Source organism: Pseudonocardia abyssalis (assembly GCF_019263705.2).
GTDB classification, from domain to species: domain Bacteria; phylum Actinomycetota; class Actinomycetes; order Mycobacteriales; family Pseudonocardiaceae; genus Pseudonocardia; species Pseudonocardia abyssalis.
The window spans coordinates 5389202-5403659 of sequence record NZ_JADQDK010000001.1 but is presented as its reverse complement, the minus strand read 5'-3'; the positions used below and the strand labels follow the sequence as shown (position 1 = coordinate 5403659).

General features: G+C 74.4%; 17 protein-coding genes and 1 riboswitch. Of the genes, 11 read left to right on the top strand and 6 right to left on the bottom strand.

Going from position 1 to position 14458, the window contains the following annotated elements:
- The first annotated feature begins 2 nt into the window (after positions 1-2).
- The 5 genes from I4I81_RS26560 to I4I81_RS26540 all read left to right on the top strand — a co-directional run bounded on the left by I4I81_RS26560 (position 3) and on the right by I4I81_RS26540 (position 5709).
- Positions 3-1136: a vWA domain-containing protein gene (locus tag I4I81_RS26560; RefSeq protein WP_218604854.1), complete on the top strand. Its 1134-nt coding sequence runs from the start codon at positions 3-5 to the stop codon at positions 1134-1136.
- Positions 1129-2244 carry an XdhC family protein gene (locus I4I81_RS26555; protein WP_218604853.1) on the top strand — a complete coding sequence of 372 codons (1116 nt, stop codon included), beginning with the start codon at positions 1129-1131 and terminating at the stop codon, positions 2242-2244. The genes I4I81_RS26560 and I4I81_RS26555 overlap by 8 nt, the downstream gene beginning before the upstream one ends.
- 219 nt (positions 2245-2463) lie before the next feature.
- Positions 2464-3660 carry an iron-containing alcohol dehydrogenase gene (locus tag I4I81_RS26550; protein ID WP_226363589.1) on the top strand — a complete coding sequence of 399 codons (1197 nt, stop codon included), beginning with the start codon at positions 2464-2466 and terminating at the stop codon, positions 3658-3660.
- A 7-nt stretch (positions 3661-3667) separates the two neighbouring features.
- The gene (locus I4I81_RS26545; RefSeq protein WP_267461534.1) at positions 3668-5032 is read left to right on the top strand and encodes a MadS family sensor histidine kinase; all 1365 of its coding nucleotides are present in this window, start codon (positions 3668-3670) and stop codon (positions 5030-5032) included.
- Between the two features lie 41 nt (positions 5033-5073).
- A complete protein-coding gene (locus I4I81_RS26540) occupies positions 5074-5709 on the top strand; it encodes a MadR family response regulator transcription factor (protein ID WP_218604857.1) in 636 nt (211 codons plus the stop codon).
- A 1-nt stretch (position 5710) separates the two neighbouring features.
- Here I4I81_RS26540 and I4I81_RS26535 read toward each other — a convergent pair whose 3' ends face one another.
- A complete protein-coding gene (locus I4I81_RS26535) occupies positions 5711-5950 on the bottom strand; it encodes a hypothetical protein (RefSeq protein ID WP_218604851.1) in 240 nt (79 codons plus the stop codon).
- A gap of 74 nt (positions 5951-6024) precedes the next feature.
- On the opposite strand from I4I81_RS26535, the gene I4I81_RS26530 reads away from it, so the two are divergent.
- The gene (locus I4I81_RS26530) at positions 6025-6750 is read left to right on the top strand and encodes a hypothetical protein (protein ID WP_218616406.1); all 726 of its coding nucleotides are present in this window, start codon (positions 6025-6027) and stop codon (positions 6748-6750) included.
- A gap of 12 nt (positions 6751-6762) precedes the next feature.
- On the opposite strand, the gene I4I81_RS26525 is transcribed toward I4I81_RS26530, so the two are convergent.
- On the bottom strand, positions 6763-7521 hold the full coding sequence (locus I4I81_RS26525) for a Gmad2 immunoglobulin-like domain-containing protein (RefSeq protein ID WP_218616405.1): 759 nt from the start codon (positions 7519-7521) through the stop codon (positions 6763-6765).
- Between the two features lie 72 nt (positions 7522-7593).
- Here I4I81_RS26525 and I4I81_RS26520 point away from each other — a divergent pair, with 72 nt between their 5' ends.
- Genes I4I81_RS26520 through I4I81_RS26505 form a run of 4 tightly spaced genes read left to right on the top strand, consistent with a single transcriptional unit; the run spans position 7594 to position 10855 of the window.
- Positions 7594-8118 (top strand): gamma carbonic anhydrase family protein, encoded by a 525-nt coding sequence (locus I4I81_RS26520; protein WP_218604968.1) that lies wholly within the window; start codon positions 7594-7596, stop codon positions 8116-8118.
- On the top strand, positions 8111-8566 hold the full coding sequence (locus I4I81_RS26515; protein WP_218604969.1) for a MarR family winged helix-turn-helix transcriptional regulator: 456 nt from the start codon (positions 8111-8113) through the stop codon (positions 8564-8566). The genes I4I81_RS26520 and I4I81_RS26515 overlap by 8 nt, the downstream gene beginning before the upstream one ends.
- A 36-nt stretch (positions 8567-8602) precedes the next feature.
- Positions 8603-9067 carry a MarR family winged helix-turn-helix transcriptional regulator gene (locus tag I4I81_RS26510; RefSeq protein ID WP_218604970.1) on the top strand — a complete coding sequence of 155 codons (465 nt, stop codon included), beginning with the start codon at positions 8603-8605 and terminating at the stop codon, positions 9065-9067.
- A gap of 33 nt (positions 9068-9100) precedes the next feature.
- Complete coding sequence (locus I4I81_RS26505) at positions 9101-10855, top strand: MFS transporter (RefSeq protein ID WP_218604971.1); 1755 nt, start codon at positions 9101-9103, stop codon at positions 10853-10855.
- A 27-nt stretch (positions 10856-10882) separates the two neighbouring features.
- Here I4I81_RS26505 and I4I81_RS26500 read toward each other — a convergent pair whose 3' ends face one another.
- From I4I81_RS26500 to I4I81_RS26490, 3 genes are all read right to left on the bottom strand, one after another.
- Complete coding sequence (locus I4I81_RS26500) at positions 10883-11644, bottom strand: thiazole synthase (RefSeq protein WP_218604972.1); 762 nt, start codon at positions 11642-11644, stop codon at positions 10883-10885.
- 1 nt (position 11645) lies between these two features.
- The gene (gene thiS, locus I4I81_RS26495; RefSeq protein WP_218604973.1) at positions 11646-11846 is read right to left on the bottom strand and encodes a sulfur carrier protein ThiS; all 201 of its coding nucleotides are present in this window, start codon (positions 11844-11846) and stop codon (positions 11646-11648) included.
- Entirely contained in the window at positions 11843-13006 is a 1164-nt protein-coding gene (locus I4I81_RS26490) for an FAD-dependent oxidoreductase (protein ID WP_218604974.1), read from the bottom strand. The genes thiS and I4I81_RS26490 overlap by 4 nt, the downstream gene beginning before the upstream one ends.
- Positions 12999-13104: riboswitch (TPP riboswitch) on the bottom strand. It overlaps the preceding gene by 8 nt.
- A gap of 23 nt (positions 13105-13127) precedes the next feature.
- Between I4I81_RS26490 and thiE the strand changes: the two genes are divergently transcribed.
- Complete coding sequence (thiE, locus tag I4I81_RS26485) at positions 13128-13772, top strand: thiamine phosphate synthase (RefSeq protein ID WP_218604975.1); 645 nt, start codon at positions 13128-13130, stop codon at positions 13770-13772.
- Here thiE and I4I81_RS26480 read toward each other — a convergent pair.
- Positions 13769-14437, bottom strand: a complete 669-nt coding sequence (locus tag I4I81_RS26480) for a hypothetical protein (protein ID WP_218616404.1) — start codon at positions 14435-14437, stop codon at positions 13769-13771. The genes thiE and I4I81_RS26480 overlap by 4 nt on opposite strands.
- Positions 14438-14458: the final 21 nt, after the last annotated feature.

Sequence of the window (14458 nt, the reverse complement as noted above, 5' to 3'; positions counted from 1 at the left end):
CCGTGACCAGCACCGAGACCCCGGTCGGCGATCCCATCGAGGGACTCGTCGGCTTCACCGTCGTCCTGCGCAGCGCAGGGCTGGCCGTCACGACCGACCGGGTGGCGGCCTTCCTGTCCGCCCTCGACGCACTCGACGTCACCAGCCGCACCCAGACCTACTGGGCCGGCCGCCTCACGCTGTGCTCCGACCCCGACGACCTGCCGCGCTACGACCGCGCCTTCGAGGACTGGTTCACCCCGCCACGCGGCGGCGGCCGCACCCGGATCGTCGACGAGCGCAAGCCGCCGCCGCCGAAGCTGGCCGCACTCACGCCGTCGACGCAGGGCGAGTCCGACGACGAGGGCACCGAGAGCACGCAGGTCTTCACGCGCGCGAGCGGCAACGAGGTGCTGCGCAACCGCGACCTCGCCGAGCTCACCCCGTCCGAGCGCGAGCACCTGCGCCGCCTCCTCGCACTGCTGCGCCCGGAGCTGCCGACCCGGCGGTCGCGGCGGTTGCGGCCCTCCCGGCACGGGGCCACCGACCCGGGCCGCACCCTGCGCGCCGCGCTGCGCGACCACGGCGAGATGCGGCACCTGCGGCGCCGCGACCAGTCCCGCCGACCGCGCCGCGTCGTGCTGCTCGTCGACGTCTCCGGGTCGATGGAGCCCTACGCCGACGCCCTGCTGCGCTTCGCCCATGTCGTCGTGCGGCGCTCGCCGGGCACCGTCGAGGCGTTCACGCTGGGCACCCGACTCACCCGCATCACCCGCGAGCTCCGCATGCGCGACGCCGACCGTGCGCTCGCCGCAGCAGGCCGGGCGATCCCGGACTGGTCCGGCGGCACCCGGCTCGGCGAGGTCATGCGCGCCTTCGTCGACCGGTGGGGGCAGCGCGGCGCCGCCCGGCGCGCGGTCGTCGTCGTGTTCTCCGACGGGTGGGAGCGCGGCGAGACCGAACTGCTCGGCGTACAGATGTCGCGGCTGCACCGGCTCGCGCACAAGCTCGTCTGGGTCAACCCGCACGCAGGCAAGGACGGGTACGCCCCGGTGCAGGGCGGAATAGTCGCCGCCCTACCGTACTTGGACGATCTGCTGGCCGGGCACAGCCTGGCCACCCTGGAAGAGCTTCTCGAGGTGGTTCGGAATGCGTGACGTACTGGGCAAGCTCGACGAGTGGTGGGCCAAGGGCGAGACGGCCGCACTGGCCACCGTCGTCGGCACCTACAGCTCCGCTCCCCGCCAGCCGGGCGCGTCGATGCTGATCGGACCGAACGGCGAGGCCGTCGGCAGCGTGTCCGGCGGCTGCGTCGAGGGCGCGGTGTACGAGCTGGGCCAGGAGGTCCTCGCCGAGGGCCGCCCGCTGTTCCAGCGCTACGGCGTGTCCGACGAGGACGCGTTCACCGTCGGCCTGACCTGCGGCGGGATCATCGACATCTTCGTCGAGAAGGTGAACCCGGAGACCTACGCCGAGCTCGGCCGGATCGCCGAGGCGATCCGCGGGGAGTCCCCCGTCGCCGTCGCCACCGTCATCTCCGGGCCCGCCGAACGACTCGGCAAGCGGCTCATCGTGTGGCCCGACCACGTCGAGGGCGGTACCGGGGCGTCGCGGCTCGACGACGCCATCCGCGACGACGCCCGCGGCCTGCTCGACGCCGGCCGCAACGGACAGGTCACCTACGGTGTCGACGGCCAGCGCCGCGGGGAGGGCCTCACCGTCTTCGTGGAGTCCTTCGCGCCGCCGCCCCGGATGATCGTGTTCGGCGCGATCGACTTCGCCGCGGCCGTCGCCCGCATGGGCAGCTTCCTCGGCTTCCGCGTCACGGTGTGCGACGCGCGGCCGGTGTTCGCCACGGCCTCCCGGTTTCCCGGGGCGAACGAGGTCGTCGTCGAGTGGCCGCACCGCTACCTGCAGGCCGAGGCCGACGCCGGGCGCGTCGACAGGCGCACGGTGCTCTGCGTCCTCACCCACGACCCCAAGTTCGACGTGCCGCTCCTCGAGGTCGCGCTGCGCCTGCCGGAGGTCGCCTACATCGGCGCGATGGGCTCGCGACGCACCCACGACGACCGGGAGGCGCGGCTGCGCGAGAAGGGCCTCACCGAGGTGGAGCTCGCGCGCATGTCGTCGCCGATCGGGCTCGACCTCGGCGCGCGCACCCCGGAGGAGACCGCGGTGTCGATCGCCGCGGAGATGATCGCGCAGCACTGGGGTGGCGCCGGCGTCCGCCTCGCGGAGCGCGACGGCCCGATCCACGTCGGCTGATCCCGTCCGGACGGGCAGGGTCGGTTCCGGAGCCTGCGACACCCGGACCACCCGACCTCCCCGATCGGCGGACACCGCACCCTTTCGCCCCGCCCACTCGACCCGCTCCTCTTGTAGCCTCGACTGCGCTGTGCATCACGTCACCTCGGTGTGCAGGCCGAAGCAATGCAAGGGGGCAATGTGGTCCTCGTCGGAGAAGCGCGCCGGGTCGGCGATTCGGTGCTCCTCGCTCGACGCAGCCCGGAGCAGCGTTCCGAGCACGAGCCGCTGCGGCTGTCGAAGTTCCATGCTCCGGAGATCGTCTTCGGGGAGGGTTCACTGTCCGAGGCCGCGCACGCCGCGGTCCGCCTCGGCGCGCGGCGGCCGTTCGTCGTCACCGATCCGGGGGTGATGGACGCGGGCTGGCCCGCGGAGCTGCTGGCCCAGCTGACCGCCGCCGGGCTCGCCCCGCACGTGTGGCTCGACCTCACGCCCAACCCCAAGGACCACGAGATCGAGGCGGGCTACGAGCGCTACCTCGAGTCGGGTTGCGACGTCGTCCTCGGCATCGGCGGTGGCTCGGTCATCGACGCGGCGAAGGGCATCGCCCTGCTCGCCGCCAACGGCGGGCGGATCCTCGACTACGAGGGCATCGACCGGATCGCGCACCCCATCCCGCCGCTGATCATGATGCCGACGACGTCGGGCACCGGGGCGGACGTCTCGCAGTTCTGCATCGTCACCGACACCGAGCGGCACACCAAGATCACGATCATGGGCCGGGCCCTGGTCCCCGACGTGTCGGTCGTCGACCCGCGGCTGCTCGTCACGATGCCGGAGTGGCTCAACGCGGCCACCGGTCTCGACGCCCTCACCCACGGCATCGAGGCGTTCGTCTCGCTGGCCCACGGCCCGCTCACCGACCACCACGCGCTGCAGGCGATCTCGCTGGTCAACTCGAACCTCGCCGAGACGATGCTGCGCCCGCGCAACCCGGAGGCCCGCTCACTGATGGCGCAGGCCGCGCTGGAGGCCGGGCTGGCGTTCACCAACGCGATCCTCGGCGCCACGCACGCGATGAGCCACCAGGTCGGCGGGATGCTCGACCTGCCGCACGGCGTCGTCAACGGGGTGCTGCTGCCGCACGTCATCCGCTTCAACGGGGCCGACTCCCCGGAGCGCTTCGTCCCCATCGCGCAGGCCATGGGCCTGGACGTGCTCGGCGCCCCCGCCGACGAGGCCGTGCACATGGTCGCGGAGACCGTGCGCGAGCTGGGCGACGAGGTCGGGGTGCCGAAGGGACTGTCCTCGCTCGGCGTCACCGACGCCGACATCCCACGCCTGGCCCAGCTCACGCTCGGCGACGCCTGCCTGACGACGAACCCGCGGGGCGCGTCGTTCGACGACATCGAGAGCCTGTTCCGGGCGGCGATGTGACGGCCAGGTGACCACCGCCGCGTGGCCCCCCAAGCGCACCCCGGCGCGGCCCCGGCCGGACCTCGAGGCACTCACCGGGCTGCGGTCGGGCAAGCCGCACTACTACCCGGAGTACCGGGTGTCCGCGGAGCGCATGCGCCGGGTCATCCATGCCCTGGATCGGATCTCCGCGGCGCTCGTCCGCACGATGGAGGGATCCGAGGCGCTGGTGCGGGCCGTCGTCGAGGCCGCGGCCAACCACCTCTCGGCGGAGTGGGTCGCGTTCGCCATCGTCGACGGTGAGCTGCCGGACGCGGCGCCGCGGCACCTCGTGCGCGGCCCGGACGGTGCCGAGTGGCCCGACCTGGCGACGGTGCCGGTCCGGATCCGCGACCACGTCCGGCACGTCCACCTCGGCGACGCCGACGACGACACCGACCACCAGCACGCGGCCGAGGTCACCCGCCGGCACCTGCACGTGCCCGTGCGGCTCGACGGGAAGGTCGTCGGCGGGTTCATCGCCTGGACGCCCGAGGACCGCGAGATCGACGCCACCGACCAGTCGGTGCTGCGCATCCTGGCCGGTCAGACCGCCGCCGCGCTGCAGAACTGCGCGCTGCACGAGCACTCCGCCCGCCTCTACGCCCGCGCCACCAGCCAGGCCGACGACCTCAAGGCCCGCAACGACCAGCTCCTCGCCACGCAGGCCGAGCTGGGGGCGGCCCGCCAGCGCGAGGTGCTCGACGAGGAGCGCCACCGGATCGCCCGCGAGCTGCACGACAGCGTCACCCAGTACGCGCTGTCGGCCGGCATGCACATCGAGCTGGTGCGCTCCGAGATCGACGACGAGCGGCTGCGCGGACAGCTCGACACCGCGAAGGACCTCACCCGCCGCGCCGTCGAGCAGCTGCGCTCGGCGATCTACGCCCTCAACGAGCGCGACGGCTGCGCCGACGAGGACCTGCCGTCGATGCTGCGGCGCCTCTCGGGTGTGCACATGCCCGACGAGCTGCGGGTCGAGGTGCGGATCGGCGGCAAGCCGGTGGCGCTGCCCGCCGACTGCGAGCAGTCGCTGTTCCGGATCGCCGGCGAGGCCCTGTTCAACACCGCGGTGCACGCCGACGCGAGCAAGGCCGTCGTGCGGCTCGCGTACACCTGCGGGCAGGTCCGGCTGACCATCTCCGACGACGGCCGCGGAAGCCCCGACGCCGTGCGGCGAAGCCTGCGGGTGAGCGTCGCCACCCCGTCCGGCGAGCACCGCGGACTGGTCAACATGCAGACCCGCGCCCGCGAGCTGGGCGGATCGCTGACGTTCCGGCGCGCCCGGCTCGGCGGGCTACAGGTGCAGGTGGACGTCCCCGTCCCCTGCGCACCCGACAGGAGCACACCGTGAATGCCGCCACCCGTACCGACACCCCGACGCGGGCCCGGCCGATGCCGACGCGGATCGTTCTGGTCGACGACCACTCGATCATGCGCCAGGGACTGCGTGCCGTGCTGGAGCGCGAGGACGACCTGCGCGTCGTCGGGGAGGCCGGCACGCCGACCGACGCCATCGCCGCCGTCGCCGCGTCCCGGCCGCACGTCGTACTGCTCGACCTCAAGCTCACCGCGGGCCCGCAGACCGACGGGCTCGACGTCTGCCGCCGCCTCTGCGCCGCCCACCCCGGCCTCGGCGTGCTGGTACTGACCACGTTCGCCGAGGACCGGCTCGTCGTCGAGTCGGTGCAGGCGGGCGCACGCGGGTACGTCGTCAAAGACGTCGACACCACCGAGCTGGTGCGCGCGATCCGCGCCGTGTCGCGCGGGGAGAGCGCGTTCGACGCCCGCAGCGCGTCGGCGATGGTGCGGTCGCTCTCCGGCGGCGTCCCCGACCGGGAGCGGCTCACCGAGCGCGAGCTCGACGTCCTGCGCCTGCTCGCCCGCGGCCTGTCCAACCGGGCGATCGGCGCGGAGCTGTTCATCTCCGAGACCACGGTCAAGTTCCACGTCGGCAACCTCATGCGCAAGCTGATGGTCAGCCGCCGCGCCGAGGCGGTCTACGCGGCCACGAAGCTCGGCCTGCTCTGACCTACTCGCCCGGTGCCTCCGGCAGCCGCTCCAGCACCTGACCGACCAGCTGCGTGAGCGAGCGCAGCTGCCCGTCGACGGAGTCGAACCGCGCCGTGTGCTCGGTCTGGACGTCCTGCACGGCCCGCACCTCGTGCCGGATCTCCTTGACGTCGTCGTCGAGCCGGAGCGCGAGCCACCGCGTCTCGGCGTGCTCGACCGACAGCTTCCGCACCCGGCGCTCGAGACCCTCGTCGGACATGACCCGATGGTCCCACGGCGTGGTCTCCTCCCGCAGCGGTTCACGTGATCCCGCCGCGGATACGCTGCGCGGCCATGCGCCCCTACGCCGAACGCCCCTCCCGCATGGCGCTCCAGATCCTCGCCGACGTGCTAGCGGTGCTGTGGGTCGTGCTGGTCGTCAACGTCGCTCAGGCGGCCAAGGCCCTGGTCAACGGGCTGCAGGGGCCGGCGATGACGCTGGCCGACGCCGGGGACGCCGTGCGGTCGGCGTTCACCGACGCCGCGAACGCCGCGCGCGGGCTGCCCTTCATCGGGGAGGACCTGGCACGGTCGCTCGGCGCGGGGACCGGGGCCGGGGAGTCGCTGGGCAACGCCGGACGCGAGCAGGTGGCCGCGGTCGCGACCGCGGCCACGGGCACCGCCGTCGGGATCGTCCTGATCGGTGCGGCCCCGGTGGTGCTGGTCTGGCTGACGCTGCGGGTGCGTTGGATCATCGCGGCCCGCTCCGCACGGACGGCCCGCGCCGTCGACACCGATCTTCTCGCCCTGCGGGCACTGACCCGTTCGCCGGTGCGCAGGCTGCTCGCCGTCTCCCCCGACCCGGCCGCGGCGTGGCGCCGCGACGACCGGGTGACCGTGCACCGCCTGGCCGAGCTGGAGCTGGCCGGCCTGGGCCTGTACCCGCCGCCCCCGCCCCCGCCGGTTCCGCCCCCGCCGGTTCCGCCCCCGCCGGTTCCGCCCCCGCCGGTTCCGCCCCCGCCGGTTCCGCCCCCGCCGGTTCCGACGCTGCCGCAGCCGACCCCGCCGCCCCTGCCCTGAGCCGGGTCGGCGTCAGCCGGTCACCGTGATCGCCTTGTCGTCGGTCAGTACGGGACGCCCCTCCCCGTCGGACGGGTCGTCCTCCGCGATCCGCACGACGTGCTCCCCCGGCGGGAGGTCGACGGTGAACGCGAACGCCGCGAACACCTGCCCCTCCGCGGTGCCCGTGAACCCGGACGCCACGACCTCGCCGTCGCTCAGCACCTGCCAGTGCAGCGTCGCCTCGAACACCGCGGCCTCGCCGGTGACCTCGACCGGACCGCCGACCACCGCCCCGTCGGCCGGGGCGTCGATCTGCACCAGCGAGCGGGTGGCGTAGGGGTCGGCGCGGGGCACCGGGTCCGCCAGCCCGTCGACCGGTTCGCCGTCGACCAGGATCCGCACCGGGTCCGTCGACCGCAACGCACCCTGCACCGTGTACACGAGCTGCTGCAGGGGCAGGCCGAGGTCCGCCGGGAGTCCCGTGAGGTCGACGGTGATCACGCCGCTCCCGGTCCCGACCGGCGCGCGCAGGGCCGTGCCGGCCGGCCAGGGTGTGCGGTAGTCGGGGTCGACCGCGCCCGCGAACATCTCCCGCACCGCGTCGCTCGCCGGATCCGCGGTCTCGACCCGGCGGAACTCCCGGTAGAGCCGCGGCCCGTCGGCGGTCTCGGCGACGAAGTAGACGGGCAGCGCCGACGCGGTGACCGCCGGTCCCGACGACGCGGGCGCGGGGACGGGCGCCGCGCACGCGGCGAGCAGGACCAGCAGTGGCGCCATCCATCGCTTCACGAGCACCAGGTTGCCCCCTGCGCGACCCATCCCCCGTCCGATCCACCCGACCGGGTGCGGCACGCTGCGACCATGCCGCTGTTCTCGTTCGAGGGGATCTCCCCCACCGTGCATCCCGAGGCGTTCGTCGCCCCCACCGCCACCCTCGTCGGCGACGTGCGCGTGGAGGCGCACGCCTCGATCTGGTACGGCGCCGTGCTGCGCGCCGACTTCGGGCCGATCATCGTGCGCGAGGGCGCGAACGTGCAGGACGGGTCGGTGCTGCACGGCGGCGACGACCCCGTCACCGAGATCGGCGCCGGTGCCACGATCGGCCACCTCTGCGTCGTGCACGGTTGCGTGATCGGCGCGGAGGCCCTGATCGGCAACGGCTCGACGATCCAGGACGGCGCCCGGATCGGGGCACGCTGCCTGGTCGGCGCGGGAGCCACCGTGCCGCCGAACACCGTCGTCCCCGACGGACAGCTGGTCCTCGGCGCGGTCGCGCGGACGAAGGGCCCGCTCACCGAGACCGCCCGGTGGTGGGTGGAGGGCAACCCGCAGATCTACCGCGACCTCGCCCGCCGACACCGCGACGGGGTGCGGCCCGTTGAGTGAGCACGACCGGCAGGTGGAGCGCCTCGAGAACGAGGTCAGCATGCTGCTGCGGCGCTCCCGGAGCGTCCTGCGCACACTCGCCACGCGCCTGCACCCCGGCGTCGACGCCGGGAGCTACGCGGTGCTGCTGGCCATCGCGCGGATGGCGCCGGTGCGCCTCGTCGACCTCGCGGAGGAGTTCGGGCTCGACAAGTCGACGATGAGCCGGCAGGTCTCGGCGCTGCTGGAGCTCGGTCTCGTGGAGCGCAGACCCGACCCCTCCGACGGCCGCGCGTTCCTGCTGGAGCTCGGCGACGAGGGGCGCGCCCGGCTCGACGAGGTCTCCCGCGCGCGGCACGAGGAGTGGCGCAGCCGGCTGGAGACGTGGTCGACGCAGGACATCGCGACGCTCGCCGACGGGCTCACCCGCCTCTCGACGACCCTGAACCCGCCGGAGGCGGACCTATAGGTTGCATGCCGCAACCATGTTCCATATAGTTGTCGTATGCACACGATCTCCGGCGACGACGCGGTCGACGAGCTGGCCGACGCCGTCACCTCCCTGGTGCGGGCCTGGCGCGGTGCGGGGCGGCGCGTCCCCAACGCCACCCACTCGACGCTGGCGCTGCTCCAGCTCGCCGGCCTCCTCGACGAGGGCGAGCACCGCGTCGGGGAGATCGCCGAGCTCCGGGGCGTCGACCAGTCGGTGGTGAGCCGGCAGATCGGCGAACTCGCCGCCCGCGGGCTGGCCTGTCGCCGCCCGGACCCCTCCGACCGCCGCGCCGGCCTCGTCTCGCTCACCCCGGCCGGCCACGCGCTCGTCGAGCGGACCCGCAGCCTCAAGCGCGACCTGGTCCGCAGTGCCCTCGAACGCAGCGACGCCGGCGACGTGCACACCGTGGCCCGCCTCGTGGTCGCGCTCGCCGAGGAGATCGACGCCCGTGCCGGCGACCTCGCCGCACTCTCCTGAACATCCCCCACCGCACTCCCGAAGGACCTCGTCATGACCACCACCGCTCCCGCGCGGGTCACCGCCACGCCGCCGGAACCCGTGCGCAGCCGGCGTGAGGTGCTCACCGCGCTGAGCGGGCTGCTGCTCGGGCTGTTCATCGCGATCCTGTCCAGCACGATCGTGTCCAACGCGCTGCCGACGATCGTCGCCGACCTGCACGGCGACCAGACCGGCTACACCTGGATCGTCACCGCCACCCTGCTGACGACCACGGCGTCCACCCCGATCTGGGGCAAGCTCGCCGATCTGTTCAGCAAGAAGCTGCTGGTCCAGGCGGCCATCCTGATCTTCGTCGGCACCTCGATCGGGGCCGGGTTCGCCGGGTCCATGGGCGAGCTGATCGCCTGGCGCGCCGGGCAGGGCCTGGGTGCTGGCGGTCTGCAGGCACTCGCGCAGGTCGTCATCGCCGCCCTGATCCCGCCCCGTGAGCGGGGCCGCTACTCCGGCTACCTCGGCGCCGTCCTCGCCGCCGCCACCGTGTCCGGGCCGCTGATCGGCGGACTGCTCGTCAGCACCCCGGCTCTGGGCTGGCGCTGGACGTTCTTCATCGGCGTGCCGATCGGCCTGGTCGCGCTCGGCGTGCTGCAGAAGACGCTGCACGTGCCGACGATCAAGCGCGAGGTGCACCTCGACTACCTCGGTGCCGCGCTGATCTCCGGTGGCGTCTCGGCGCTGCTCATCTGGATCTCACTGGCCGGCTCGCAGTTCGCCTGGGGCTCGACGGTCTCGCTCTCGCTCGCCGGGCTCGGCGTCGCCGCACTCGTCGCCGCGGTGTTCGTGGAACTGCGGGCGAAGGAACCGGTGGTCCCGATGACGCTGTTCCGGGAGCGGACCGTCGTGCTGTCGGTGGTCGCGAGCCTGGTCGTCGGCGTCGTGATGTTCGGCAGCACGGTCTACCTCGGCCAGTACTTCCAGATCGCCCGCTCCTACGACCCCACGACGGCCGGCCTGCTCACACTTCCGCTGGTCGGCGGACTGGTCGTCGCCTCGACCGGGTCCGGACAGCTGATCAGCCGCTTCGGGCGCTGGAAGGCCTTCCTCGTCGCCGGGGCGGCCCTGATCACGACCGGGCTCGGCCTGCTCTCCACGATCGACCACACCACCCCGGTGCCCCGGATCGGGGTGTTCCTCGCGATCCTCGGACTCGGGATCGGGATGAGCATGCAGAACCTCGTGCTGGCCGTGCAGAACACCGTCGACGTCCGCGACGTCGGTGCCGCGAGCTCGCTCGTCGCGTTCCTGCGCTCGCTCGGCGGCACGATCGGCGTCACGATCCTCGGGGTCGTGCTCAACGCGCGGGTCATCTCGCTCAGCGGCACGGCGTCGGGTCTCGGGGGTCTCGCGACCGACACACCCGCCCAGGCCGAGGCCGTACGCGCGGCCTACGGCGACGGGCTGGCGCTGGTCTTCGGCATCGCGGCGATCGCGTCGCTGGTGACGCTGGTGGCCGTCCTCCTGATCCGTGAGGTCCCGCTGCGGACGACGGTGGGACCGGCCCCGGAACCCGAGGACGTCCCGGACGACGAGGCGGCCCCGGTGGGGCGGCACGCCGCTCCGACCGAGGCCGCGCGTGACCGGCTCCTCGCCGTGCTCGTGCCCGAACCGCAGAAGGCACTGGAGGCCCTGGACGACGTGGAGCGCGCCCGCCGCGACCTCGACGTCACCCGCGAGCGGCTCGACGCCTCACTGGCCCGGCTCCGGGCGATCGGCCTGGACGAGCGCCAGCTCTCGCGGGTGACGCGGTAGCCCGCGCCGCCGCTCCCGCCCCCCGGGTCAGGCGTCGGGGTCCGGGCTCGACGCCTTCGCCCAGTACCGGCGCGGGATCCGGCCCGCGCCGTGGGCCGCCCGGCCGGCCTCCACGCCGAGGCGCATCGCGTGGGCCATCCGCTCGGGGTCGGCGGCGCGGGTGACGGCGGTGGCGAGCAGCACGGCGTCGCAGCCCAGCTCCATCGCCTGCGCCGCCTCCGACGCGGTGCCGATCCCCGCGTCGAGGACGACGGGGACCCCGGCCGCCTCGACGATCATCGCGATGTTGTGCGGGTTGCGGATGCCCAGCCCGGTGCCGATCGGCGACCCCAGCGGCATGACGGCGGCGCACCCGACCTGCTCCAGCTTCCGGGCCAGCACGGGGTCGTCGTTGGTGTAGGGCAGCACCGTGAACCCGTCGTCGACGAGCTGCTCGGCGGCGTCGAGGAGCTCGAACGGGTCGGGCAGCAGGGTGCGGTCGTCGGCGACGACCTCCAGCTTCACCAGCGCGGTCTCCAGCGCCTCCCGCGCGAGCTGCGCGGTGAGCACGGCCTCCGCCGCGGTGCGGCAGCCCGCGGTGTTGGGGAGGACCTCGATGCCGAGGCGGCGCAGGAGGTCGAGCACGCCCGTCCCTGTGGCGGCGTCGACGCGGCGCATCGCGACCGTCGTCAGAGTGGTGCCGGAGGCGAGCAGCGCGCGCTCGAGCACCTCCAGGTTCGCCGCACCGCCGGTGCCCATGATGAGCCGCGACGCGATCTCGTGACCGCCGATGACCAGCGTGTCGTCCATGTCAGCCTCCCTGCACCGCGGTGAGCACCTCGACGCGCGCACCCTCGGTGAGCGCCGTACCGGCCCAGTCGGCCCGCCGCACGACGGACCCGTCGACGGCGACCGCGACGCCGGTGCGCGGCACGCCGAGGACGTCCAGCACGTCGAGGACGGACGCGCCGTCGGCCAGCTCCCGGGACTCCCCGTTGAGGAACACCGTCATGCGGCCACCTCCTGGAACCGGGTCGGATCGGCGTCGGCGGGCCCGGGTTCGCCGCGCAGCAGGCCGAGCACCGCGTCGGCGGTGAGCGGCGCGAGCAGCATCCCGTTGCGGCCGTGGCCGGTGGCCACGAGCAGGCCGGTCGGACCGAGCGCACCGATCAGTGGGCGGTTGTCCGGCGAGCCGGGACGCAACCCGGCCGCGGTCTCGCGCAGCGCGTACTCCGCGATGCCCGGCAGCACGCGCTCGGCGTCGCGCAGCAGATCGCGCACGCCGCCCACCGTGACGTCGGTGTCGAACCCGGTCTCGGTCTGCGTCGCGCCGACCACGAGGCCGCCGTCGTCGCGCGGGACGAGGTAGACGGCCCGGCCGTCGACGAGCGCGCGGACGGTCCGCCGCGGCGGCGGGAACGCCCCCGGCCGGTGCCCGAGCCGCAGGATCTCGCCCTTCACCGGGCGCACCAGCCCGTCGAGGACGGGGTGCAGGGAGCCCGAGTGCGCGCCCGCGGCGACGAGCACGAAGGTGGCGGGGAGCACGGTCCCGCGCACCGGATCGTCGTCCGCGCACGTCCCGACGTGCGCGAGCGACGGATCGGTGCGCGAAGCCCCCAGGACCACGCCCGTCACGCGCTCGCCGTCGTCGACGACCGCCTGCGCCGCCGACGCGACGAACCGCACCCCGGACGCCTCGGCGGCGCGGCGCAGCGCGGCGAGCAGCACCCGGTTGTCGACGGCGAGGTCACCGGGAACGGACAGGCCGCCGCGGACGTCCGGTCCGATCGCCGGTTCCAGCCGCCGCAGCTCGCGCCCGGAGAGCCGCTCCACGTCGCGCCCCAGGCGGGAGAGGTGCCCGGCGACGGCGTCGAGCTCCGCGCGGTCACCGGACCCCGTGGCGGCCACGACGGTACCCTCGGTGCGCAGCCCGCACGGCCCCAGGTCGGCGGCGAAGCCGGGCCAGCGGCGCAGTGACTCGACACCCAGGTCGAGCAGCCGCTCCTCGCCCGGCCAGGCCTCCGTGACGGGGGCGAGCATGCCGCCCGCCACCCACGACGCCCCGGACGCGGGCGCGGGGTCGATCACCGTGACCCGCCACCCCGCCACGGCCGCACGCCATGCGCAGGACAGGCCGATCACGCCCGCGCCGATCACCGTCAGTTCCTGCATGCTCCCCGCTCCCTGCGCCGGCATGACCCGGATCAGGTTCGACGGTCGGGATCCGGGGATCCCCTCTCAGCCCCACCGGGGCTCCCGTGCGTCACCTGTCGGCCAGCCTACGCTCACGGGCGTGCCCGGACTCGATGGTGACGCCCTGCGCGCGCGGCTCGACGACGCCCGCCTCTACCTCTGCACGCCCGCCCGCCCCGACCTCGCGGAGTTCGCCGACGCCGCGCTGTCCGGCGGCGTCGACGTGATCCAGCTCCGCGACAAGGGGATGGAGGCGCGCGACGAGCTGGCCGCCCTGGAGGTGCTCGCGGAGGTGTGCGCGCGGCACGGCGCGCTGCTCGCGGTGAACGACCGCGCCGACGTCGCGCTCGCCGCGGGGGCCGACGTGCTGCACCTCGGACAGGACGACCTGCCGGTGGACTGGGCGCGCCGGATCGTCGGCGACGACGTCGTGATCGGGCGCTCCTCGCACAGCGCCGACGAGACGCTCGCGGCCGCCGACGAGCCCGGCGTCGACTACTTCTGCGTGGGCCCGTGCTGGCCGACGCCGACCAAGCCCGGCCGCCCCGCCCCCGGGCTCGGCCTGGTCCGGACCGTCGCCGACCGGGCCCCCGCGCGCCCGTGGTTCGCGATCGGGGGGATCGACCACGAGCGGCTCTCCGAGGTCCTCGACGCGGGCGCCGGGCGGATCGTCGTGGTGCGGGCGATCACCGAGGCCGAGGACCCGGAGGCCGCGGCGATGGCGCTGGCCGCGCGCCTGTCCTAACGCTGCGTGGGCTCCGTCGTGGGCTCCGCGGTGGCGGTCGCCGGTGCGTCCGATTCCGTGGGCTCCGGCGTGGCCGAGGGGTCGGCGGTCCCGCTGCCGCCGTCGTCCTCCGACGACGGCGTGAGGTCCTCGTCCGAGGAACTGTCGGAGGAGCCGTCGGAGTCCTCGGTCGTGTCGGTGGGGGTCGTGTCCGGAGCGGCCTCCGGGGCGATGACCCGGCTCACCGAGGTGCCCGTCTCGTCGGTGGTGAGGCTCGAACCGTTCGCCCACTCCAGCCCGGTGACGGCGGCCAGGCCCAGCACGAACACGACCAGCGCACCGACGACGGCCCGGCGCCACCGCCGCCGCGGCGGCGGGACCGGGGCGATGATCACCGTGTCGGCCCCCTCGGAACCCCGCTGCGCCGGGACCACCGGCCGGATGCGGGCGACGACGGTGTCCCGGGTGCGGTCGAGCGAGCGCTGGTAGAGCGTGGTGGCCACCGTGCTCGCGACCGACCCGATCGCGGCCCCCGCGACGGTGCCCGCCGCCCCCAGGTAGGAACCCAGCACCGCGGCGGTGGCCGCGGCCCCCGCCCCGGCGATGATCTTGTTTATCGTCAGGTCCGGACCCTTCGGGGGCGTCACGACCTCGACGGTGGGCGGGGCGGCGGGGTGGCGGGTCATGGCTCCGTTCGCGTTCCTGAT

Coding starts and splice junctions, on each gene's coding strand:
- I4I81_RS26540 (WP_218604857.1), top strand. CDS start 5,074: ATGCCGACGCGGATCGTTCTGGTCGACGACCACTCGATCATGCGCCAG.
- I4I81_RS26505 (WP_218604971.1), top strand. CDS start 9,101: ATGACCACCACCGCTCCCGCGCGGGTCACCGCCACGCCGCCGGAACCC.
- I4I81_RS26535 (WP_218604851.1), bottom strand. CDS start 5,950: ATGTCCGACGAGGGTCTCGAGCGCCGGGTGCGGAAGCTGTCGGTCGAG.
- thiS (WP_218604973.1), bottom strand. CDS start 11,846: ATGACGGTGTTCCTCAACGGGGAGTCCCGGGAGCTGGCCGACGGCGCG.
- I4I81_RS26520 (WP_218604968.1), top strand. CDS start 7,594: ATGCCGCTGTTCTCGTTCGAGGGGATCTCCCCCACCGTGCATCCCGAG.
- I4I81_RS26480 (WP_218616404.1), bottom strand. CDS start 14,437: ATGACCCGCCACCCCGCCGCCCCGCCCACCGTCGAGGTCGTGACGCCC.
- I4I81_RS26530 (WP_218616406.1), top strand. CDS start 6,025: ATGCGCCCCTACGCCGAACGCCCCTCCCGCATGGCGCTCCAGATCCTC.
- I4I81_RS26510 (WP_218604970.1), top strand. CDS start 8,603: ATGCACACGATCTCCGGCGACGACGCGGTCGACGAGCTGGCCGACGCC.
- I4I81_RS26500 (WP_218604972.1), bottom strand. CDS start 11,644: ATGGACGACACGCTGGTCATCGGCGGTCACGAGATCGCGTCGCGGCTC.
- I4I81_RS26555 (WP_218604853.1), top strand. CDS start 1,129: ATGCGTGACGTACTGGGCAAGCTCGACGAGTGGTGGGCCAAGGGCGAG.
- I4I81_RS26490 (WP_218604974.1), bottom strand. CDS start 13,006: ATGCAGGAACTGACGGTGATCGGCGCGGGCGTGATCGGCCTGTCCTGC.